This window comes from Brachybacterium kimchii (assembly GCF_023373525.1).
GTDB classification, from domain to species: domain Bacteria; phylum Actinomycetota; class Actinomycetes; order Actinomycetales; family Dermabacteraceae; genus Brachybacterium; species Brachybacterium kimchii.
Genome location: NZ_CP097218.1, coordinates 2,802,944 through 2,824,808, shown reverse-complemented (window position 1 = coordinate 2,824,808; position 21,865 = coordinate 2,802,944). Strand labels below are relative to the sequence as shown.

Sequence of the window (21,865 nt, the reverse complement as noted above, 5' to 3'; positions counted from 1 at the left end):
CGCCCGGCATACTCTGGCCCCATGACGACGACGCTTCCGTACGGCACCTGGCCCTCGCCCATCACCGCCCAGCAGCTCGCCACCGGGGGAGCACGTCTGGGCGGCCCGGTGTTCGTCGGCGAGCAGCTGTGGTGGCTCGAGGGCATCGCCGCCGAGGGCGGGCGCCAGGCGATCGTGCGCACCGCCGATGCCGTCGCCGCCCCCGCCGCCGCGGGCGAGCGCTCACCCGCGACGGGCTCCGAGCGCACCGGGACGGTCACCGTGCTGCCCGCCCCCTTCAACGCCCGCTCCCGCGTGCACGAGTACGGCGGCGGCTCCTGGGCCGCGGTCCCGGACGCGCCCGTCGACGAGGACCCCACCGGTTTCCGCGGCCCCCTCGTGCTCTTCGTGAACTTCGACGACCAGCGGGTCTATGCCTTCACCGAGGGGCAGGAGCCGCGTCCCCTGACCCCCGTCGGCCCCGAGGTCGGGTCCGCCCACGGACCCTCCCTGCGCTGGGCCTGCCCCGCTCCGGTGACCCTCGCCGACGGCTCCCGCGAGGTCTGGTGGATCTGCGAGGACCACACCGGCGGCGCCGAGGGGCCGCACGCGGACCCCGACGGCGCCCCGCACATCGAGCGCTTCGTCGCCGCGGTCCCGCTGGACGGCTCGGCCGCCGAGGACCCGGGCGCCATCCGCCGCGTCACCCCCGCCTCCCGCTTCGTCGCCTACCCGCGGCTCAGCCCCGACGGCACGCGCATCGCCTGGATCAGCTGGGAGCATCCGCGCATGCCCTGGGACGGGACGCTCCTGCACGTCGCCCCGCTGATCGGCGGCAGCGCGGGGACCGGCGAGATCGTCGCCGGCGGACCCGGCGGACCCGGCGGACCCGGCGGACCAGGCATCCCCGGCGGGCCCGGCGGCGCGGCCGAGGGGGACCGCGAGATCTCCGTGCTGCAGCCCGAGTGGCTCGACGATGAGCACCTGCTGTTCGTCTCCGACGAATCGGGCTGGTGGAACCCGCGCGTGTGGTCGTCGGCCGACGGGAGCCGTGCCGTGCTGCCCGCGGACTCGCCCTTCGCGCAGCAGGAGTTCGGCGGCGCCATGTGGGGCCTGGGCACCACCTGGTACGCGGTGCTCGACGCCGACCACGCCCTCGTCGCCCACGGACACGCCGGCGAGACCCTGGGCGTGCTCACGATCTCCAGCGGGGAGCTCGTCGACCTCGACCTCCCGCTGACCTCGGTCACCGCCATGGACGTGCGCGAGGACGGCGCCCTGACCCTGCTCGGCGCCTCACCGGCCCGCTTCCCCGCCGTCTACCTCACCCGCATCGAGGGCGGGCTCGCCGCCCCGCACATGGGCGTCCTCCACCAGGTGCGCTCCTCGCGGGACGACGCCCCGGACCCCGACGTCCTCCCGAGCGCCGAGGAGATCGAGGTGCCCCTGCCCGATGGCGGCACCGTCCACGCGATCTGGTTCGCCCCGCGCCAGAGCGGCATCGAGGGCCCGGCCGAGGAGCTCCCGCCCGTCATCGCCCGGGTGCACGGCGGACCCACGTCGGCCGTCCCGCCCGTGCTCAGCCTCCCGGTCGCCTACTACACCTCGCGCGGTATCGGCGTGGTCGAGGTCAACTACGGCGGCTCCACCGGCTACGGTCGCGCCTACCGCGACCGCCTCAAGGGCCAGTGGGGCATGGTCGACGTCGCCGACACCGTCGCCGTCATGGAGCACCTGGTCGACTCGGGGCTGGCCGACGGTCAGCGCCTCGGCATCGAGGGCGGCAGCGCGGGCGGCTGGACCACGCTCGCCTGCCTGACCCGCACCAGCACCTTCTCCGCGGGCGTCTCGAGCTTCGGGGTCGCCGAGCTCGAGAACTTCATCCGCGACACCCACGACTTCGAGTCCCGCTACATCGACGGGCTCGTCGGCCCCTACCCCGAGCGGAAGGACCTGTACGCGGAGCGCGCCCCGCTCAACCACGTCGACGAGCTCGAGTGCCCCGTGCTGCTGCTGCAGGGGGACGAGGACCGCATCGTCCCGCCCAGCCAGTCCGAGATGTTCCGCGACGCGCTCGCCGCCAAGGGCATCCCGCACGCCTACCTCCTGTTCGCCGGGGAGCAGCACGGCTTCCGCAAGGCCGAGAGCATCATCCGGGCGACCGAGTCCTCGCTGTCCTTCTACGGGCAGGTCTTCGGCTTCACCCCGCCCGGGGTCCCCGTGCTCGAACTCGTGACACGCTGAGGGGGCGGCCGACGGTGTCCCACACCGCGGTCCCTCTCGATCCCCGGCCGCCCGACGGCGATGCGCCGCCGTCCTCGGCGCCATGCTCCAGGAATGATCCGCACGCGACGCCCCGGCACCGCACCCCGCACACAGGAGGCCCCATGGTCACCCGCCAGTTCCCCAAGCCCGCCGAGATCTTCGAGCTGATGAAGTTCCGCAAGCCCTCGCTCGACTTCACCGGCACGCGCCTGGAGAAGGCGCAGTCGATCTACGATCTGCGGGCGATCGCCAAGCGCCGCACGCCCGCCGCGGCCTTCGACTACACCGACGGCGCGGCCGAGCGCGAGATCTCGATGAACCGTGCCCGCAAGGCCTTCGAGGACGTCGAGTTCCACCCCGGCATCCTCACCGACGTCTCCCACGTCGACACCAGCGTGCAGATCCTCGGCGGGTCCTCGGCGCAGCCGTTCGGCATCGCCCCCACGGGCTTCACCCGGCTCATGCAGACCGAGGGCGAGATCGCCGGTGCGGGCGCCGCGGGCGCCGCCGGGATCCCGTTCACGCTGTCCACACTGGGCACCACCTCGATCGAGGACGTGAAGGCGACCAACCCGCACGGGCGCAACTGGTACCAGCTGTACGTGATGAAGGACCGGTCGATCTCCTACGGGCTCGTCGAGCGGGCCGCGAAGGCCGGCTTCGACACCCTCTTCTTCACCGTCGACACCCCCATCGCGGGCGCCCGTCTGCGCGACAAGAAGAACGGCTTCTCGATCCCGCCGCAGCTCACCCCGGGCGTCGTCATCAACGCGATCCCTCGCCCCTGGTGGTGGATCGACTTCCTGACCACCCCGAAGCTCGAGTTCGCCTCGCTCACCTCCACGGGAGGCACCGTCGGCGAGCTGCTGGACTCGGCGATGGACCCGTCGATCGACTACGACGACCTGCGCGAGATCCGCGAGATGTGGCCCGGGAAGATCGCCATCAAGGGCGTGCAGAACGTCGAGGACGCCAGGAAGCTCGCCGACCTGGGCGTCGACGCGATCGTGCTCTCCAACCACGGCGGCCGACAGCTCGACCGCGCGCCCGTGCCCTTCCACCTGCTGCCCGAGGTCAAGCGCGAGGTCGGCTCGGACGCGGAGATCATCGTGGACACCGGCATCATGAACGGGGCCGACGTGGTCGCCGCGATGGCGCTCGGCGCCGACTTCACACTCGTGGGCCGCGCCTACCTCTACGGCCTCATGGCCGGCGGCCGGCGGGGCGTGGACCGCACCATCGAGATCCTCTCCGACGAGGTCCAGCGCACCATGCGCCTGCTCCAGGTGCACTCGGTCGAGGAGCTCGAGCCGCGCCACGTCACCCAGCTGCGCGACCTCGGGCCGATCCCCCGGCCGGGAGTGCACGAGGGCGCCGAGGGCTGACGTCCGGGGCCGGGGCCGGTGCCGGTGCCGGTGCCGACTGGGCCTGGGCCGGTGCCGGGCTGGGCCCGGGCTGGGGCCGACGGCTTCATCCGGAGCTTCGATGTCGCTGGGTGAGGTCTCAACGCCTATATGGGCTCGAGACCTCACCCAGCGACATCGAAGCGGGGACTGCCAGCTGCTGGTCGGGCAGGCAGCCGCCCCGGGGGTGGAAAGCTCCCGCCGACCTCGGTGCTCGTCAGTGCTCGTCAGTGCTTGCGGGCGCGCATGCGCGGCGGGGCCGCGAGCATCTGCAGGTCCAGCTGGCGCAGCACCACATCGGCCGCCTCGGGGTCGATGCCGGGCTCCGAGCGCGCCAGGAGCACCTCGGTGCGCGCGGCGTCCAGGCCCACGGTCTGCGCGGCGACCATGAGCTCGCGCCCGCGCTTCATCTTCTTGCGCCGCGCCGCGAGGGCCTTCTGCGCCTCTGGATCGACCGGGGAGCCGTCGGGGTTGATCGCGCTCATCGCCTGCGTCGTGGAGTCCAGCTCCTGGCGCAGGCCCTTGAAGCGCTTCTTCACCGCGCGCATCTGCTCCTCGGTGAGCTCGCCGGTCTCCTCGAAGCGCTCGTGGATCGCGCCCAGCGCGGCGCGCTGCGCACGGTGGGTGAGCTCGGCGATCTCCTGGTCGGCGACCGTGCCGTCGTCCTGGAGCTTGAGCAGGCGCAGCAGCCAGCCCAGCACGAGGCCCGTCGGCACCAGGGTCACCAGCAGCACCGAGCAGGCCACGATCACCATCATGTTGCGGGCGTCGGCCTCCGACCCGGAGACTCCCGAGGTGGGGATCGCGAGGGCCAGGGCCAGGGTCGCCAGGCCGCGCATGCCGCACCAGGTGAGGACCGTGGAGTCCTTGAGCGTGAGGTTCTCACCGGCGTCGAAGCGGGCGATCGGCTTGATCAGGAGCATGCCCACCAGTCGCACCGCCACCACGATCACGCAGGCCACGCCCGCGACCGGGAGGTAGCGGAGCACGTCCGCGCCCTCGTTGGCCACGATGTCGCGCAGCTGCATCCCCATCAGGCCGAAGGCGAGGCCGGTGACCAGCAGGTTCGCCACGTCCCAGAAGGTCGCGCGCGAGATCCGGGCCTCGGAGTCCTCCGCGCGGGCGCGGCGACGGGTCTCCAGCGCGGTGACCACCACGGCGATCACCCCGGAGGCGTGCAGCTCCTCGGCGAGCATGTAGGCGGCGAAGGGGACGACGACGCTCATCGCGGTGCGCGCGGCCGTCGTGGTCACGCGATGGGAGGCGAAGCGGTAGAGGAAGCCGATCACGAGGCCGATCGCGACGGCGATCGCGGCGCCCACGAAGAAGTTCAGCACGAGGCCCACGCCCTGGCCCACGCCCAGGGTGTCCGGACCGGTGAGGGCGCTCAGCGCGGAGGTGAACAGCACGATCGCGACGGCGTCGTTGAACAGGCCCTCGGTCTGCAGGATCGACAACAGGCGCCGCGGCATCCGCGCGGGGCCGGCGACGGCCTCGACCGCGACCGGATCGGGAGGGGCGACCATCGCGCCCACCATGAGCGCGAGCGGGAAGGACACGGCCGGCACGAGCACCCACACAGCGCCCGCCACGAGCAGGGCCGTGGTCGCCGTGAGCCCGACGGCGAGGAACAGCAGGGTGCGCCAGCGGAAGCGGAAGACGGACCAGTCGGTCTTCTGCGCGGTCGCGAACAGCAGCGGCGGCAGGAACAGGGGCAGGATCAGGTCCGGGTCGATCTCCAGGTGCTGAAGACCGGGGATGCAGGCGATCGCGGAGCTCGCCAGGAGCATGAGGATCGGATAGGGGAGTCGCAGACGCTCGCCCAGGGCGACGCAGACGACGGTGACGGCGAGCAGGCCGATGACCAGCGCCAGGTTGATCATGGGCGGCTCCGGGATCGTGGACGGCCGGCTGCGCGGGAACCGGCAGCGGCGGGCGGTCAGAGGCTTCGGGCGAAGTGGACGCACACCGCCGGCGCGGTCCCAGGTCGCGGGAGCCCTCCCACTCTATCGCCCACTCCGTGCGTCACCTGCTCGCCGGCTGGGCGCGCAGGTGACGCACGGGAAGGGAAGGGAGCCGGACGGGAGTCAGCAGTACGCGGTCGTCGCGGTGGTGCGCACGTACTTCTTCGTCGCCTTCTTGGTGAGCTTCTTGTACGTGCAGGACTCGAGCTTCTTGCCCTTGGAGTTGTAGGTCCGGGCGGTGTCGTGGGTGTTGTTCCAGATGTAGCTCTTGGTGCCCCAGTACAGGGTTGAGGAGGTGTTCTTCCCCTTGCCCGAGCGGATCGTGAGGGTCTTGCCGGGCTTGATCTTCGTGCCCTTGGGGAAGCGGAAGCGCTGCGGGCCGTTGTCGCGCAGCGTGTACCCGGTCAGCGAGAGGGTCTTCTTCCCCGTGTTCTTCAGGACGATGTACTCCTTGTTCAGGTGGCCGTTCTTCCACGTGTCGCGGCCCGAGGGGTCGTAGACGATCTTCACGATGTCCAGCGGCTTCTTCGTCGCCGCGTCGGCCGACGGGGCGATCGCGAGCGGGCCCGCGACGAGCGCGAGCAGCAGCAGGAGGGCGAGCAGCGGACGGATGTGGGCGTCCTGGAATCGGGCGCGCTGGAGGAGGGGCAGATGCATGGTGACCTCTGGAGGATCTGAGGGGCCGCGGGGCGTCATCGTCCTGCGGGAACCCGGTCCGACGGGGATATGTCGGAAGGTAGCACCCGGAACGGACGACGACACCCCCTGGGCCATGTCATCTGCGCGACATGGCCCCGCGGACACCGTCAGAGTGACTCCTGCCACGCCTGGTAGAGCGCGGCGAAGCGACCGCCGGCGGCGACCAGCTCGGCGGGGGAGCCGTCCTCGACGACCTCGCCGCCGTGGACCACGAGCACCCGGTCGGCGATCATCACCGTCGAGAGGCGGTGTGCGATGATCAGCGCCGTCCGCTCGCCGAGCAGCTTGGTCAGCCCCTCCTGCACCATACGCTCGCTGGGGATGTCCAGCGAGCTCGTGGCCTCGTCGAGGATCAGCACGCGCGGATCGGCGAGGAAGGCGCGGGCGAAGGAGATCAGCTGCCGCTGGCCCGCGGAGACGCGGCCGCCGCGCTTGTTCACGTCGGTGTCGTAGCCGTCGGGGAGGTTCTCGATGAAGTCGTCCGCGCCGATGGCGCGGGCCGCCCGCTCGATGTCCTCGCGCGGGGCCCCGGGCATGCCCAGCTCGATGTTGTCCGCGACCGTCCCGGAGAACAGGTACGCCTCCTGGGTGACCATGACGATGTTGCGCGTGAGGTCCTGCATCGAGATGTCCCGCAGGTCCACGCCGTCCAGCAGCACCTCGCCCTCGGTCGCGTCGTAGAAGCGGCTGATGAGCTTCGCGACCGTCGACTTGCCCGCGCCCGTCTGCCCCACCAGGGCGATCGTCTGCCCCGGTGGGATGTGGAGGTCCAGGGGCTTGAGCACGAGGGGGCCGTCGGCCGTGTAGCGGAAGGAGACGTCCTCGAAGTCGACGCGCCCGGTGGAGGCCGGCATCGGCGTGGGGTGCTCGGACTCCTTGACGCTCGGGGACTCCGCGAGCAGCGTCGCGATCTTCTCGAGGGCCGAGAGCCCGCTCTGCAGCGTGTTGTAGAAGCTCGCGAGCTGGTCGATGGGCTGGAAGAAGCGCCGCGAGTACAGCGCGAGCGCCACCAGCGAGCCCACCTCGAGGTGACCGCCGAGCACGCGGAAGCCGCCCACCAGCAGCACCACCGCGATCGTCGCGTTGGCGAGGATGCGCAGGGCCGGCTGGTAGATGCCGAAGGTCATCGTCGAGGCCAGCGAGGCATCGCGGTAGTCCTGGGCGAGGTCGTCGAAGCGCTTCTCGTCGGCCGGCTCCTTGCGGAAGGCCTGGACGGCGCGGATGCCGCCCATGGTCTCCACGAAGTGGACGATGAGCCGCGCCGAATGGGTGCGGATCTGTCGGTACTGCTCGCGCGAGCGCTTCTGGAACCAGCTGGTGAGCATGACGCCGGGGACCAGCATCAGCAGCATGACCACGCCGGTCACCCAGTCCATGGTGACGATGAGGACCACCGTGAACACCATCGACAGGGTGGAGCCGACGAGGATGTCGACGCCGGAGTCGACGAGCTCGCGCAGGGCCTCCATGTCGGAGGTCTGGCGGGAGACCATGCGGCCGGAGGTGTAGCGCTCGTGGAACTCGAGATCCTGCTTCTGGGTGAAGCGGAAGACCTTCCTGCGCAGGCTCAGCAGCATCCGCTCGCCGACCACGGTGCCCTGGCGGACGTACCCGAAGGTCAGCACCCCGCCGACGATCGCGCAGCTCAGGTGCAGGGCGGCGGCGCCGAGTGCGGGCGCGGGATTGCCCTCGACCATCGGCGTGAGGGCGTTGTCGATGCCCCAGGCGATGATCGCGGGGCCCGCGACGACCGCGAGCTGGGCGATCACGACCATCACGCTCATGGCGGCGAACTGGCCGCGCACGGGGTGCAGCAACTCGCGCAGCAGGGTCAGCGAGCGGGACCTGGCCCGCTTGTTCTCCTCGGGGGAGAGGACGCGCTGCTCCTCGTCCTCCTCGCGTGCGGGGGCGCTCATCGCTCTCCCTCCTTCCCTGCGGTCTCCTGGACCTCCCGCAGATCGAGCTCCCCGGTGAGGGTCTCGATGTCCTGGTTGCTGCGGGCCTCCTCCTCCTGGTTCGCGATCACGTACCGGTAGCGGGCGGAGCTGCGCATGAGGTCGGTGTGGGTGCCCACCGCGACGATCTCCCCGTGGTCGATGAGGGCGACGCGATCGGCGAGGGCGACCGTGGAGGTGCGGTGGGCGACGATCAGCGTGGTGGTGCCCTCGAGCACCTCGCGCAGACGGTCGGTCACGCGCTCCTCCGTCTTGGTGTCCAGGGCCGACAGCGGGTCGTCGAGCAGCAGGACGGCGGGCCGCGCCGCGATCGCGCGGGCGAGCGCCAGGCGCTGGCGCTGACCGCCGGAGAGGCTCATGCCCTCCTCGCCGATGCGGGTGTCCAGGCCGTCGGGCAGGTCGAGGGCGAAGCCCGCGTCGGCCGTGCGCAGCGCCAGGTGCAGCAGCTCCTCGGACTGCTCGGGGGTGAGGGCCTCGTCGGCCCCGAGCATGACGTTGCCGCGCACGGTGTCGGAGAACAGCGTCGCGTCCTCGAAGGCGACGGCCGTGAGCGAGCGCAGGTCCACGAGGTCCATGTCGCGCACGTCGATCCCGTCGATCGTGATGCGGCCACCGGTGACGTCGTAGAGGCGCGGGATCAGCTGCAGCAGCGTGGACTTGCCGCTGCCGGTGACGCCCACCAGCGCCATCGTCTCGCCGGGGCGGATGTGCAGGTCGGCGCCGTCGATGACGTCGGGGATGCGCGCGGGGGCGTCGGCGTAGCGGAAGTGGACGCCGGTCAGGCGCACGTCGCCGCGGGAGCCTGCGGGTGCGGGCTCGTCCGCGCTCTCGGGCGAGGTGATGTCGTTGGACAGGTCCATGACCTCGAAGTGGCGGTCGAGTGCCGTGTTCGTGTTGATCGCCTGCCCCAGGTGGTTGCCGAGCATCCGGACGGGGCCGATGACCATCGTCGCGGTCGCGAAGTACGAGGCCATCTGACCGGTGTTCATGTGGTCCTGCGAGGTCTCGTACAGCCCCAGCAGCAGCGCGAGGCCGAGGGCGATCTCGGGGAGCATGAACATGAACATGTTGAAGGTGGCCATGGCCGTCGCCATCTTCACCTCGGTGCGGCGCAGCTCGTCGGCCTGCTCGGTGAAGCCCTCGAGGGCCGTCGGGCCGCGACCGAAGGCCTTGAGCACGCGGATGCCCTGCACGGACTGCTCGATGGTGGTGGCGAGGTCGCCGTTCTGGTCCTGCGAGAGGCGTGAGAGGTAGGCGAAGCGCTGGTTGAAGCGGAAGGCGAGGATGCACACCGGCACCGCCGCGCACACGAAGATCAGCGCGAGCAGCGAGCTCGAGCGGAACAGCAGCACCATGCCGACGATGATCGTGACCACGTCGGTGACGATCATGATCATGCCGAAGGCGACCCAGCGGCGGATCAGGCTGATGTCGCTCATCATGCGCGAGAGCAGCTGGCCGGACCCCCAGGCGTCGTGGAACGCGACGGGCAGGTGGATCACCTTGCGGTAGAAACTGACGCGCATCTCCTTCTCGACCGTGGTCGAGGGCGAGACGGCGAACATGCGTCGCAGCCAGATGAGGGAGGCCTCGAGCAGGCCGATGCCCATCACCATCGCCCCGCCGGTCCACACCGCGGCGGCGGTCGGCTCGGCGTCCAGGCGGTTGATGATCCATTCGAGGACCTGCGGGATGAGCAGGGCGCTCGTGGAGGCGACGAGCGCACTGAGGAGTCCGAGGAAGAGGCGGAAGCGGATGGGTCGGACCGTCTGCCAGAGACGGCCCATGGACGCGATCATGAAGAGGCGGCACCTCGCTGGGGTGGTGGGCGGGGGAGTGCGGAGCGGGCGGCGCAGGCGGGGCCTGCCGGACGTGCGGAGCGGGCGGGGAGGACGGTCCAGCCCGGATGCTCCAAGGGGTCGGGGCACCGGGCTGAGAAGGGTCGGGTGATGAGTGCGTGCGGGGCGATGCGCGCCGTGGGTCTCATGGACGACGGGCCGGCCGGTCCGCGAGGACCGGCCCTTTAGCCTAGTCAACGATCACGTGGGAATCCAGGGGCATCCGGGGCGTGGTCGCTGCGGCGTCCCATCTGTTCGAGCCGACGGGTTGCCGGATGGACCGGTGCCCGGTCGACATGCTGCGACCGGAGGGGCGGGCAGGTGGCGTCAGCTGGGTTACGCGCGCCGACCGAGCCGGGACGCGTGGTCGTCGAGCAGGTCGAGCACCTGCTTCGCCTGCCACACGCGGTTGCGGCGGGCGGCCGTGGTCTCGCTGACCACCCCGGCCTCCTCGAGCACTCCGAGCGCGGTGCGGGCAGAGCGATCGGTGACTTCCAGCTGCCGAGCCGCCCATGCAGCATTGACCACCGGCTGTGCGAAGAGCAGATCGGCGAGTCTCCAAGCCGTCGAGTCCGTGCGAGCCCGGATGAGTTCGGTCCATCGGTCCCTGAGCCCGCGCAGCTCGTGATCGAGCATCCGCCCGCTCTCCGTCGCGAGGTGCGCCGCCTGGGACATCTGCTCCACGATCGGTGCAGGATCGCCGTCGCGATAGGCGGTGAGCGCAGAGAAGTAGGCGTCGGTGTTCTGGAGCAGGCCCGAGGAGATGGGCAGAGTCGTGTGTCGGGCGAGGCCGCGCCGTCGCAGGACGAGCTGGGCGAGCACTCGGCCCGTGCGCCCATTGCCGTCCTCGAAGGGGTGGATCGTCTCGAACTGCGCGTGAGCGAGCGCGGTCTGCACGAGCGGGGGGAGGTCGGTCCTCGCAGCGAACGCCGACAGGTCGTCGATGGCGGCCGAGACCCGTTCATGGTGCGGAGCGACGAAGTCGGCGCGGTGCGGACTCGTCGAGCGGCCTCCGATCCACACCTGCTGGTCGCGGAACCGGCCGACGATGTCGCTCTGGGATTCCCCCAGCAGTGCCTCATGGACCTGCAGGATGAGGGCGGCGTCGACCGGCCCGTCGGCGGAGAGTGCATTGCTCATCGCCTCCACGTTCGCGGCGACGAGCTGAGCGTTCTCCCGATCGCTGAGTCCCAGGGAGGCGAAGGCGAGTTGCCGCGCGCTCGTGGAGAGGTGCTCGATCTGCGAGCTCGACGCGGACTCGGAGCGCAGGAGGACCGCGGGCATGGGGAGCGGCCGCGTGGTCATCTGCTCGTCGAATCGGCTGATGTCCTCGGAGGCCTCCATGACCCTCACGAGCAGAGCGCCCGGAAGATGAGGAGTCGCCGTGGCGATCTCCGGTGCGAGCACTGCTCGGTAGGGACGTGAGATGCGGTGGCGCTCGAACGCGTCGAGCGTCGCGAGCATGCGCTCAGACGGAGTCCATTCCCGCTCCTCGGTCGTCGTGCGCGGCCATGCGGATCCCGCGTACTCGCTGTCGTCCGGGGTCATCGCCGGATCCTTCCGTCCGCCCGCTCCTTACGGAAGGATAATCTACAGCCTTCCGTAAGGACCCTTCGTGTGGAAGGATCCAGGGGGTCGGAACCGGGTGCTCCGCCCGGGGACGACGTTGTCAGTCCCGCGCGGGCTTGGCGTCCGAGAGCAGCGCCGCGGCGCCTGCGCTCGCGCCGGCGACGGCCAGCCCCGACGGCCAGGCACCGATCTTCTTCGCGAGCGGGTGCGAGAGCCCGAAGCCCAGCACGTACAGCGCGCTCAGCGCCGCGGTGGTGCCGACGCCGCGCTTGGCGAGCCAGGTGCGGCCCGCGTAGACCCCGGCGGCTGCGAGGACGACTCCGCCCAGCGGACGGATGCCCGTCTCCCGCGCCGTGATCCAGCCGCCCAGCAGACCTGCGGCGGCGACGGGGGCGGTGCGGACGGACTCGGCGGGCTTCAGCGTGGTGGAGGTGCTCATGCGGCCGAGCCTATGACCCGTCGCTGGACGATCACAGGGGGCGTCCGCGCACGGGCTCTCTCAGATCAGCCGGGTCACGGCGACACCGTGCGGGGGTACGGCGCCGGGCGCCGGAGGGCCGACGGCGTCGAGCATGTCGGCGCCCGAGACGAGAGTGAGGACCTCGCCCTCGTCCGGCAGCGCGAGCGGATCCTCGCCGAGGTTGAGCCAGAGCGCGAGTTCGCGCAGGGCGTCGGATCCGTCGGCGGCACCTCCCCCGGCGGCCTCGAGCACGATCCGCGCCGACGTGTTGGTCAGCGAGTCCTCGTCCACGCGGACCTGTGCGGTCGAGAGCCAGCCCTCGCGGCGGCGCAGGCCGAGCAGGCGCTGATGCACCTCGAAGAGGCGCGGCGCGGCGGGCCGGGAGAGCAGCGCGAGGGAGGGGGAGGTGCCCGCGGGAGCCCCGCCGTGCCAGGTGCCGACGGGCCCGATGCCGGAGCGCAGGGCGTCGGGCGAGGCGGGGAACAGCGGGCGCACGGCGTCGTCCCCGCCCGCGCGGTCCTCCTTGGTGCCGACGGCTCCCAGCTCGTCGCCCGCATAGATCGCGGGGATCCCCGGCAGCAGCGCGAGCAGGGTGACGGCGACCGCGAGGTCGCGGCCATCGGGCAGCTGCGAGGCGATGCGCGTGGTGTCGTGGTTGCCCAGGAAGGTCAGCGGCAGGAACGGGGAGCCCCCGCCGTCGCCTTCTCCGCCGTGCACGAACGCCTCGTGCCGGCCGAGCGCGTGGGCGAGCTCGAAGAGGTTCGTCTCGCGGATCGAGGACCAGATCGCCTTCCACAGCTCGTACTGGGTGATCGAGTCCGCACCGGAGGCCTCGGCGAAGGTCCGGTAGTCGCCGTGGATGACCTCGCCGAGGATCCACGCCTCCGGGTTTTCGGCCCGCACCACGTCCAGGATCGGCGCCCAGGCCTCGGGACCCGCCGCGTACATGGCGTCCAGCCGCCAGCCGCTGATCCCGCGGTCGAGCCACAGGTTCATCACCTGGGCGATCCGCTCCTGGACCGCGGGCTCGGCGAGGTTCAGCTCGACGAGGTCCTCATTGCCCTCGAAGCCGTACGGGTGCGCACCGGACCAGCGGATGCACGCGCCGGCGGGGGAGTCGGGGCCGTCGGCCAGCGCCCGCCGCACCAGCGGGTGCAGGTGCGAGACGTGGTTGAAGACGCCGTCGAGCACGAGGGAGATGCCGCGCTCGCGGCATGCCGCGATGAGCGCGTCGAGGTCCGATTCGTCGCCCAGCCGGGGGTCCACGCGCAGATGGTCGAGGGTGTCGTAGCCGTGGGAGGCGGAGTCGAAGATCGGGTTCAGGATCAGCACGTCCGCGCCGAGCGCGAGCAGGTGGTCGAGCCAGCCGACGATGCGGTCCAGCCGATGGACCACGTTGTCGCCATGGCGCTCGCCGTAGGTCTCGGCTCCCAGGTCCTCGCGGTGCAGCGGGGCGCCGCAGAACCCCAGCGGATAGACCTGCCAGCAGATCGCGTGCTGCCACCGCGGCGCGTCGGAGTCGGGAGCGGGCAGGGCCTCAGGGGCGGATGAGGTCTCCATCGGTCCATCGTACGGACACGGGCTGTGACGTGCCTCCCGATCCGCGGGGTCGCTCTCGGGAGTTCGGGCCGCTCCGCGCGTCTCGCGGAGCACCCCGGGAAAGCGGGGGTCTGCGCTGGTGAGGCAGGGTCTGTCCCGAGGGCTGCCGCAACCGGTCAGCCGGTTGCGGGGGACCGCTGCTGCCGCCCGATGCCTCGTCTAGGGTGCTGGAGGATCGACGGCGAGCCCTGGGCGCTCGGCGTCCTGGTGCCGGGATCCGCGACCGCCCGCAGCAGGACGAGGAGCAGATGACAGCAGGCACCGACCGCACCCCAACCACTACGGCCGCGCTGACGCCCGACCCGTCGGCCGCAGCCCCGATCTACCCGGCACCGGGGGCCCCGCGCGGACCCCGCGCGAACCCGCCCGTGCTGATCGGGTCCGCCGCCCTGATCGGCGCGGTCGCGCTCTGGGCGATCCTGGCGCCCGCTCAGGCAGGGGTGGTGATCGGAGCGATCGTCACCTGGACCTCCCAGAACCTGGGCTGGTACTACATCGTCACCGCGGGCATCGTCGTCGCCTTCGTGCTCTTCCTGGCGCTCGGCCGCACGGGCGCCACCAAGCTCGGCCCCGACCACGCCCGGCCCCAGTTCAACCTGTTCACCTGGACGGCGATGCTGTTCGCCGCGGGCATCGGCATCGACCTCATGTTCTTCTCGGTCTCCGAGCCGATCTCCCAGTACTACGAGCCGCCCACGGGCGGCGGGCAGAACATCGAGGCCGCCCGGCAGGCGATCGTCTGGACTCTCTTCCACTACGGGCCCGTGGGCTGGGCGATGTACGCGCTGATGGGCGCGGCCTTCGCCTACTTCGCCTACCGGCGCAACATGCCGCTGAGCATCCGCACGCTGCTCTCGCCGCTGTTCGGCCGGCGCATGGACGGCTGGGCCGGGCACACGGTCGACATCGCCGCCGTGCTGGGCACCGTCTTCGGGATCGCGACCTCGCTGGGCATCGGCGTGGTGCAGCTGAACTACGGCCTGCACCAGCTCTTCGGACTACCCGAGGGCGTCGGCGCGCAGATCGGCCTCATCGTGCTGAGCGTGCTGATGGCGACCGTGTCCACCGTGAGCGGCGTCGAGAAGGGCATCCGCCGGCTCTCCGAGCTCAACGTCATCCTCGCGATCGTGCTGCTCGTCTACATCGCCGCCACCGGGAACACGCGCCGCATCCTCGAGGGCCTCGTGATGAACGTCGGCGACTTCCTCTCGCGCTTCCCGGGCATGCTCCTGGACACCTTCGCGTGGGAGCAGCCGGACACCTGGTCGAGCACCTGGACCCTGTTCTTCTGGGCCTGGTGGATCGCCTGGGCGCCGTTCGTGGGCCTGTTCCTCGCGCGGATCTCCCGCGGCCGCTCGCTCCGCCAGTTCGTCCTGGGCGTGCTGGTGGTGCCGTTCCTGTTCATCGCCCTGTTCATCTCGGTGTTCGGCAACAGCGCCCTCGAGCTCGTGATCGGCGGGGACGACGCCTTCGGACAGGTCGCGATGGCCACACCCGAGCGCGCCTTCTACGACCTGCTCGCCCAGTACCCGGGCGCGACGCTGCTCATCGGGCTCGCGACCCTCACCGGCCTGCTGTTCTATGTGACCTCGGCCGACTCCGGCGCGCTCGTCCTCGCGAACTTCACCTCCGTGATCGAGGACCCGAAGCAGGACGGCGCCACCTGGCTGCGCGTGTTCTGGGCGGTCCTCACCGGCGTGCTCACCCTCGCGATGCTGCTGGTTGGCGGGATCACCACCCTGCAGGGGGCGACGCTCGTGATCGGCGTGCCCTTCTCGATCGTCCTGTACCTGGTGATGATCTCCCTGTACCGCGCGCTGCGCAGCGAGACCCAGCAGGTCGACAGCTTCCGGGCCACCTTGGTGGCCCGCTCCGGCGCCTCCGAGCACTCCTGGCGCTCGCGACTGCGCCGCTCCATGTCCTACCCGCAGCGCGGCGCGACCCTGCGCTACCTCGAGCGCACCGTCGCCCCGGCCCTGCAGGAGGTCGCCTCCGAGATGCGCGAGGGCGGCGCCGAGGTCGACGTCGAGCGGCAGGACGTCGAGGGCCATCCCGTGCCCAGCCTCGTGCTGCGCGTGCGCCTGCCCGGATGCGACGACTTCGTCTACCAGGTGCACCCCGTCGCCCAGCCCATGCCGTCCTTCGCCGTGCGCGTCGCCCCCGAGGACGACGACTACTACCGGCTCGAGGTCTTCACCGCGACCGGTTCACGCGGCTACGACGTGTACGGCTACTCCTCGGAGCACCTAATCACCGACGTCCTGGACCTCTACGAGTCGCACCTCGAGTACCTGCGCGTCTCGCAGGGAGGGGTCGACGGGGCCCTCGCCTCGGCCGTCACCACCGACTGGCACGAGGACTTCCCGGCGGTCGAGGAGGATCCTGAGGGCCCGTCGGCCGACGGGGATCCGGCGCGCGGGGACCGGGCCGACGAGGACCGGACAGACGACGAGCCCACCCCGGTGCGCTGACCCCGCCCGACCCCACCCCACCCGCCGACAGCACCGACCATCACCCCCGGGGCCCGCGCCCCACCACGAAGGGAGAGACCATGCCCAGCACACTGTTCATCGACGGGACGTGGCGCGCCGCCGCCGAGGGCGGCACCCGCGAGATCCGCTGCCCCGCGGACGGCGAGCTCGTCGCCGTCGTCGACGAGGGCACCGAGACGGACACGATCGCCGCGATCGAGGCCGCCCGCCGCTCCTTCGACTCCGGGGTGTGGACCTCCGTCCCGGCCGCCGACCGCGGCGCCCTGCTGCTGCGCGCCGCCGAGCAGCTGCGCGAGCGCAAGGAGGAGTTCTCCCGCGCCGAGTCCCTGGACACCGGCAAGCGTCTGATCGAGTCGCACCTGGACATGGACGACATCGCTGCCTGCTTCGACTACTTCGGGCGGATCGCCGCCCAGGATGCCGGCCGCGTGGTCGACGCCGGCGACCCGGACGTCGCCAGCCGCATCGAGCACGAGCCCGTGGGCGTGTGCACGCTGATCACCCCGTGGAACTACCCGTTGCTGCAGGCCGCCTGGAAGATCGCGCCCGCGCTCGCCGCCGGGAACTCCTTCGTGCTCAAGCCCGCCGAGCTCACCCCGCACACCGCGATCCTCATGCTGCAGGTGCTCGAGGACCTCGGCCTGCCCGCGGGCGTCGGCAACCTCGTCCTCGGAGCCGGCGCGAGCGTCGGCGGACCGCTGTCCACGCACCCCGACGTGGACATGGTGTCCTTCACCGGCGGCCTCGTCACCGGGCGCCTGATCGCGGAGAACGCCGCGCGCACCGTCAAGAAGGTCGCCCTCGAGCTGGGCGGCAAGAACCCCAACGTCGTCTTCGCCGATGCCGACTTCGACGCGGCCCTGGACAACGCCATGAACGGCGCCTTCGTCCACTCGGGGCAGGTGTGCTCCGCGGGCGCCCGGCTGATCGTCGAGGAGACCATCGCCGAGAGGTTCGTCGACGAGCTGGTGCGCCGCGCCGAGCAGATCCGCCTGGGCGGCCCCTTCGACGAGCAGGCCGAGTCCGGCCCGCTGATCTCGAAGGCCCACCGCGAGAAGGTCGACGCCTACGTGCGCGCCGGCGAGGCCGAGGGCGCGCGCGTGCGCACCGGCGGCGCCTTCGCCACCGGCGAGGGCCTGGACGAGGGCTTCTACTACCAGCCCACGGTGATCGACCAGGTGCGCCGCGGCATGTCCGTGGTGCGCGACGAGGCCTTCGGGCCGACGGTCACCGTCGAGACCTTCACCAGCGAGGACGAGGCGATCGCCATCGCCAACGACACCTTCTACGGCCTCGCCGGCGCCGTCTGGACCCAGGACGCCGGCCGCGCCCAGCGCGTCGCCCGCGCGCTGCGCCACGGCACCATCTGGATCAACGACTTCCACCCCTACCTGCCGCAGGCCGAGTGGGGCGGGTACAAGCAGTCCGGCTCCGGCCGCGAGCTCGGGCCGACGGGCCTCGCGGAGTACCAGGAGGCCAAGCACATCTACCAGAACCTGCGTCCCGCGGTCACCGGCTGGTTCCCCCAGCACTGAGCGCGCGAGCGGCCACCGGGCGGAGCGGAACCCCCTGACCGGCCCGTCGGCCCCGCCGCGCCCCGACCCCCGGACACCGAACGAAGGAGAACACCACACATGCAGACCACCCACACCTTCGACTACGTGGTGGTGGGCGGCGGCTCCGCCGGCGCCGCCGTCGCCGCCCGCCTGAGCGAGGACCCCGAGGTGAGCGTCGGCCTCCTCGAGGCGGGCCCCTCGGACCAGGACCACGACGTCGTCCTGCAGCTGGACCGCTGGATGGAGCTGCTCGAGTCCGGCTTCGACTGGGACTACCCGATCGAGCCGCAGGAGAACGGCAACTCGTTCATGCGCCACGCCCGCGCGAAGGTGCTGGGCGGCTGCTCCTCCCACAACTCCTGCATCGCCTTCTGGGCGCCGCGCGAGGACCTCGACGAGTGGGCCGACGTCCACGGCGCCAAGGGCTGGGAGTCCGACCGCACCTACCCGCTGTACACGAAGCTCGAGACCAACGAGGACACCGACGCCCACCACGGGCACGACGGTCCCGTGCACCTCATGAACGTGCCGCCGAAGGACCCCTCCGGCGTCGCCCTCCTCGAGGCCTGCGAGCAGGCGGGCATCCCGCGCACGCGCTTCAACGCCGGCCAGACCGTCATCAACGGCGCGAACTTCTTCCAGGTCAACCGCCGGGCCGACGGCACCCGCTCCTCGTCCTCGGTCTCCTACCTGCACCCGATCCTCGAGCGCGAGAACCTCACGATCCTCACCGGCACCTGGGCGCGCGAGCTCGAGTTCGACGACGACCAGCGCTGCACCGGCGTGCAGGTCGTCGACAACGCCTTCGGGCGGCCCTCGCTCATCGAGGCCCGGCGCGAGGTGATCGTCTCCTCCGGGGCGATCAACACCCCGCAGCTGCTCATGCTCTCGGGCATCGGCCCGCGCGAGCACCTCGAGGAGCAGGGCATCGACGTGCGCGTGGACTCCCCGGGAGTCGGCTCCCACCTGCAGGACCACCCCGAGGGACTGGTCCAGTGGGAGGCGAAGCAGCCCATGGTCCGCGAGTCCACCCAGTGGTGGGAGATCGGCGTGTTCACCCCCACTGAGGAGGGCCTGGACCGGCCCGATCTGATGATGCACTACGGCTCAGTGCCCTTCGACATGCACACCTACCGGGCCGGGTACCCCACCGCGGAGGAGGTCTTCTGCCTCACCCCGAACGTCACCCACGCCCGCTCGCGCGGCACCGTGCGTCTGCGCTCGCGCGACTTCCGCGACAAGCCCAAGGTGGATCCGCGCTACTTCACCGATCCCGAGGGCCACGACATGCGCGTGATGATCGCCGGGATCCGCAAGGCCCGCGAGATCGTCTCCCAGCCGGCCATGGCCGAGTGGGCGGGCCGCGAGCTCTCCCCGGGCGTCGAGGCGCAGACCGACGAGGAGCTCGCCGCGTACATCAGCGCCACCCACAACACCGTCTACCACCCCGTGGGCACGTGCAGGATGGGCCCGCTCGACGACGCGGACTCGCCGCTCGACCCGCAGCTGCGTGTCAAGGGCGTCACCGGCCTGCGCGTCGTCGACGCCTCCGCGATGCCCGAGATCGTCACCGTCAACCCCAACATCACCGTGATGATGATGGGCGAGAAGTGCGCGGAGATGATCACCTCGGGCGAGTGAGCCGGGGCGCCGCGCGTCGCGCCGATGGGTGCGGCGTTCGCGCCGATAGGACGCCGACTTCGCGACGATCGGGCGCGGGCGTGGCGTGAGAAGTACGAAACGGTTGCCAAGAGCGCTCTTGGCAACCGTTTCGCACTTCTCACGGCCCGGACTGGCTGGGTGCGCTGCGGAGTGGGGGTCGACGGTGCCGACGGTGAGGTGCGGCCCGGCCGGGCTGGGTGCACCCGGCGCAGCGGCGCCCGTCAGTCCGCGAGCTGCTGGTGCTTGGCCTCGGAGGCCACCTCGGCCTGCGCGGCGACCTCGGCGGGATCGGCGCCGCTCGCCGCGGTGACGACCGCGCCCACGAGCCCCTCCACGAGCGGTGCCCAGCTCAGGCGAGTGCGCTCGACGATGTCGGGCTCGGTGAACTCGAGGGCAGTGCGCGCGGAGAGGATCGCCGAGCCCAGGTCCATGAGGACGACGACCCCCTGGCCGTCGTCAGCCTCCTCGATCGCCGCGCTGATCGCGGCCGCATCGGTGCCGAGTCCCGGCTGATCGGTCTCGGGGTCCTGCACGCCGGCCGCGATCTCGATGCGTGGACCGCCGTCGCGGACCATCTGCCGGGCGAGGTCGACGGCGGCCTCGGCGAGCTGACGCGAGTGCGAGACGACGACGATGCCGGTCATGAGGCCGCCTCTCCGTCGGCATCGGCCTCCCCGTCGGGCGTCGGGCCGCCGGGGCGGACCACGTCCGCGAGCGCCTCCCAGAGCAGTGCGGTCGAGGCGGCGCCCGGATCGATGTGGCCGACGGAGCGTTCGCCCAGGTAGGAGGCGCGTCCCTTGGTGGCCTCCATCGGACCGGTCGCGTCGCGGCCCTCCTGTGCTCCCGCGGCACCGGCGAGGACCGCGCCCTGCAGGGTCTCGCCCGCCCGCTGGTAGGCGTCCAGCGCCGGGACCCAGGCGTCGAGCATGGTCTTCTGGCCGATCATCGACTTGCCGCGCTCCTCGATGCCGTGCACGCCGGCCTGCAGCGCGGCGAACAGGGCGTGCAGGTCGAGCGCGTCGGCGCCCTTCGCGCTGGTCGCGAAGCGCAGGAAGAACGTGCCGTAGAGCGGCCCGGAGGCGCCGCCGACGCTCGAGACGAGCGTCATCCCGACCTTCTTCATCAGCGCCTGGACGTCCTCGTACTCGCCGTCGAGGATCCCCGCGACGGCGTCGAAGCCGCGCTGCATGTTCGCGCCGTGGTCGGCGTCGCCGATCGCCGCGTCGAGGTCGGTGAGGTGCGGGGCGTTCTCGTCGATGAGCTCCGTGCAGCGGCGCAGCCAGGTAGTCAGCTCGTGCAGTCCGAGCTCCGAGACGGGGGTGTTCTCGCTGGTCATCGCCAGCTCCTTTCGTGGTGGCTGATGAGGGAAGGCCGCCGGGAGTGGCCGACGGGAGCGGCCGATGGGCTCAGAGCCCGCGGCGCAGCGCGGGCGTGGCGACCGGTGCGTCCCAGAGCGCGGTGAGCTCCTCGTCCAGGCGCAGCAGGGTGATCGAGGCGCCGGCCATGTCGAGGCTCGTGACGTAGTTGCCGACCAGGTCGCGGGCGACCTCGACGCCCTTCTCCTCGAGGACCGCGTGGGCGTCGGCCGCGAGGATGTAGAGCTCGAGGAGCGGGGTCGCGCCCATGCCGTTGACCAGCAGCAGCACGGGGCCCTCGCCGGGGAGCTCGGCGAGGATCGGCTCGAGCATGGTGCGGGCGATCTCGCGCGCCGGGGCGATCTTCTCCCGGCGGCGCCCGGGCTCGCCGTGGATGCCGATGCCGATCTCGATCTCGTCCTCGCCCAGCTCGAACGACGGCTTGCCGTTCGCGGGCACGGTCACCGAGGTCAGCGCCACGCCGAGCGAGCGGGCGTTCTGGTTCACCCTCTCGGCGATCGCGGTGACCTCGTCGAGCGACCGGCCCTCCTCGGCGGCGGCGCCCGCGATCTTCTCGACGAGCACGGTGCCGCCCACGCCGCGGCGGCCGGCGGTGAAGGTGGAGTCCTCGACGGCGACGTCGTCGTTCGTGACGACGCTGCGCACCTCGGTGCCGGACTCGGCGTCGGCCAGCTCCGCGGCCATCTCGAAGTTCATGACGTCGCCGGTGTAGTTCTTGACGATCTGCAGCACGCCGGCGCCGCGGTCCACGGCGGCGATCGCGGCGGTGATCTGGTCGGGGACAGGGGAGGTGAAGACCTCGCCCGCGCAGGCCGCGTCGAGCATGCCCTCGCCCACGAAGCCGCCGTGCAGCGGTTCGTGGCCGCTGCCGCCGCCGGAGATGATCGCGACCTTGCCGTCGGCCTTGGGGCGGCCGCGCAGCACGACGCGGTTCTCGAGGTCCACCTGCAGGTCATCGGGATGGGTGAGGGCCATGCCCCGCAGGGCGTCGACGACGACGTCGGCCGTGGCATCGATGAGCTTCTTCATGGCTCGACGCTACCCCGTG

At 71.5% G+C, this 21,865-nt stretch carries 15 protein-coding genes; 5 read left to right on the top strand and 10 right to left on the bottom strand.

The genetic code is table 11. The features are described 5' to 3' along the window. Window positions 1-21 precede the first annotated feature (21 nt). Complete coding sequence (locus M4486_RS12880) at window positions 22-2,223, top strand: prolyl oligopeptidase family serine peptidase (protein ID WP_249477641.1); 2,202 nt, start codon at window positions 22-24, stop codon at window positions 2,221-2,223. Window positions 2,224-2,366: 143 nt separating this feature from the next. Beyond that, window positions 2,367-3,629 (top strand): alpha-hydroxy acid oxidase, encoded by a 1,263-nt coding sequence (locus M4486_RS12875; protein ID WP_249477640.1) that lies wholly within the window; start codon window positions 2,367-2,369, stop codon window positions 3,627-3,629. Between the two features lie 245 nt (window positions 3,630-3,874). Here M4486_RS12875 and M4486_RS12870 read toward each other — a convergent pair whose 3' ends face one another. The 7 genes from M4486_RS12870 to M4486_RS12840 form a co-directional block, all read right to left on the bottom strand. Beyond that, window positions 3,875-5,530: a cation:proton antiporter gene (locus M4486_RS12870; protein ID WP_249477639.1), complete on the bottom strand. Its 1,656-nt coding sequence runs from the start codon at window positions 5,528-5,530 to the stop codon at window positions 3,875-3,877. A gap of 204 nt (window positions 5,531-5,734) precedes the next feature. After that, on the bottom strand, window positions 5,735-6,268 hold the full coding sequence (locus M4486_RS12865) for a lamin tail domain-containing protein (protein WP_249477638.1): 534 nt from the start codon (window positions 6,266-6,268) through the stop codon (window positions 5,735-5,737). Between the two features lie 149 nt (window positions 6,269-6,417). Then, complete coding sequence (locus tag M4486_RS12860) at window positions 6,418-8,226, bottom strand: ABC transporter ATP-binding protein (RefSeq protein ID WP_249477637.1); 1,809 nt, start codon at window positions 8,224-8,226, stop codon at window positions 6,418-6,420. Then, complete coding sequence (locus tag M4486_RS12855) at window positions 8,223-10,064, bottom strand: ABC transporter ATP-binding protein (RefSeq protein ID WP_249477636.1); 1,842 nt, start codon at window positions 10,062-10,064, stop codon at window positions 8,223-8,225. Before M4486_RS12855 ends, M4486_RS12860 begins: the two co-directional genes overlap by 4 nt. Before the next feature lie 375 nt (window positions 10,065-10,439). Further along, a complete protein-coding gene (locus tag M4486_RS12850; RefSeq protein WP_249477635.1) occupies window positions 10,440-11,651 on the bottom strand; it encodes a Fic family protein in 1,212 nt (403 codons plus the stop codon). A 121-nt stretch (window positions 11,652-11,772) separates the two neighbouring features. Next, window positions 11,773-12,111 carry a hypothetical protein gene (locus tag M4486_RS12845; RefSeq protein ID WP_249477634.1) on the bottom strand — a complete coding sequence of 113 codons (339 nt, stop codon included), beginning with the start codon at window positions 12,109-12,111 and terminating at the stop codon, window positions 11,773-11,775. Window positions 12,112-12,171: 60 nt separating this feature from the next. Next, on the bottom strand, window positions 12,172-13,692 hold the full coding sequence (locus M4486_RS12840; RefSeq protein ID WP_249477632.1) for an alpha-amylase family glycosyl hydrolase: 1,521 nt from the start codon (window positions 13,690-13,692) through the stop codon (window positions 12,172-12,174). A gap of 287 nt (window positions 13,693-13,979) precedes the next feature. Here M4486_RS12840 and betT point away from each other — a divergent pair, with 287 nt between their 5' ends. The 3 genes from betT to M4486_RS12825 all read left to right on the top strand — a co-directional run bounded on the left by betT (window position 13,980) and on the right by M4486_RS12825 (window position 19,420). Further along, entirely contained in the window at window positions 13,980-16,202 is a 2,223-nt protein-coding gene (gene betT / locus M4486_RS12835; RefSeq protein ID WP_249477631.1) for a choline BCCT transporter BetT, read from the top strand. Between the two features lie 80 nt (window positions 16,203-16,282). Continuing rightward, window positions 16,283-17,758 (top strand): aldehyde dehydrogenase family protein, encoded by a 1,476-nt coding sequence (locus M4486_RS12830; RefSeq protein ID WP_249477630.1) that lies wholly within the window; start codon window positions 16,283-16,285, stop codon window positions 17,756-17,758. A gap of 99 nt (window positions 17,759-17,857) precedes the next feature. Further along, window positions 17,858-19,420 carry a GMC family oxidoreductase gene (locus M4486_RS12825; protein ID WP_249477628.1) on the top strand — a complete coding sequence of 521 codons (1,563 nt, stop codon included), beginning with the start codon at window positions 17,858-17,860 and terminating at the stop codon, window positions 19,418-19,420. Window positions 19,421-19,662: 242 nt separating this feature from the next. Here M4486_RS12825 and dhaM read toward each other — a convergent pair whose 3' ends face one another. The 3 genes from dhaM to dhaK all read right to left on the bottom strand — a co-directional run bounded on the left by dhaM (window position 19,663) and on the right by dhaK (window position 21,846). Beyond that, entirely contained in the window at window positions 19,663-20,085 is a 423-nt protein-coding gene (dhaM, locus tag M4486_RS12820) for a dihydroxyacetone kinase phosphoryl donor subunit DhaM (RefSeq protein WP_249477627.1), read from the bottom strand. Continuing rightward, on the bottom strand, window positions 20,082-20,777 hold the full coding sequence (dhaL, locus tag M4486_RS12815; protein WP_249477626.1) for a dihydroxyacetone kinase subunit DhaL: 696 nt from the start codon (window positions 20,775-20,777) through the stop codon (window positions 20,082-20,084). Before dhaL ends, dhaM begins: the two co-directional genes overlap by 4 nt. Window positions 20,778-20,847: 70 nt before the next feature. Continuing rightward, window positions 20,848-21,846, bottom strand: coding sequence for a dihydroxyacetone kinase subunit DhaK (dhaK, locus tag M4486_RS12810; RefSeq protein ID WP_249477625.1), 999 nt, complete (start codon window positions 21,844-21,846; stop codon window positions 20,848-20,850). Window positions 21,847-21,865: the final 19 nt, after the last annotated feature.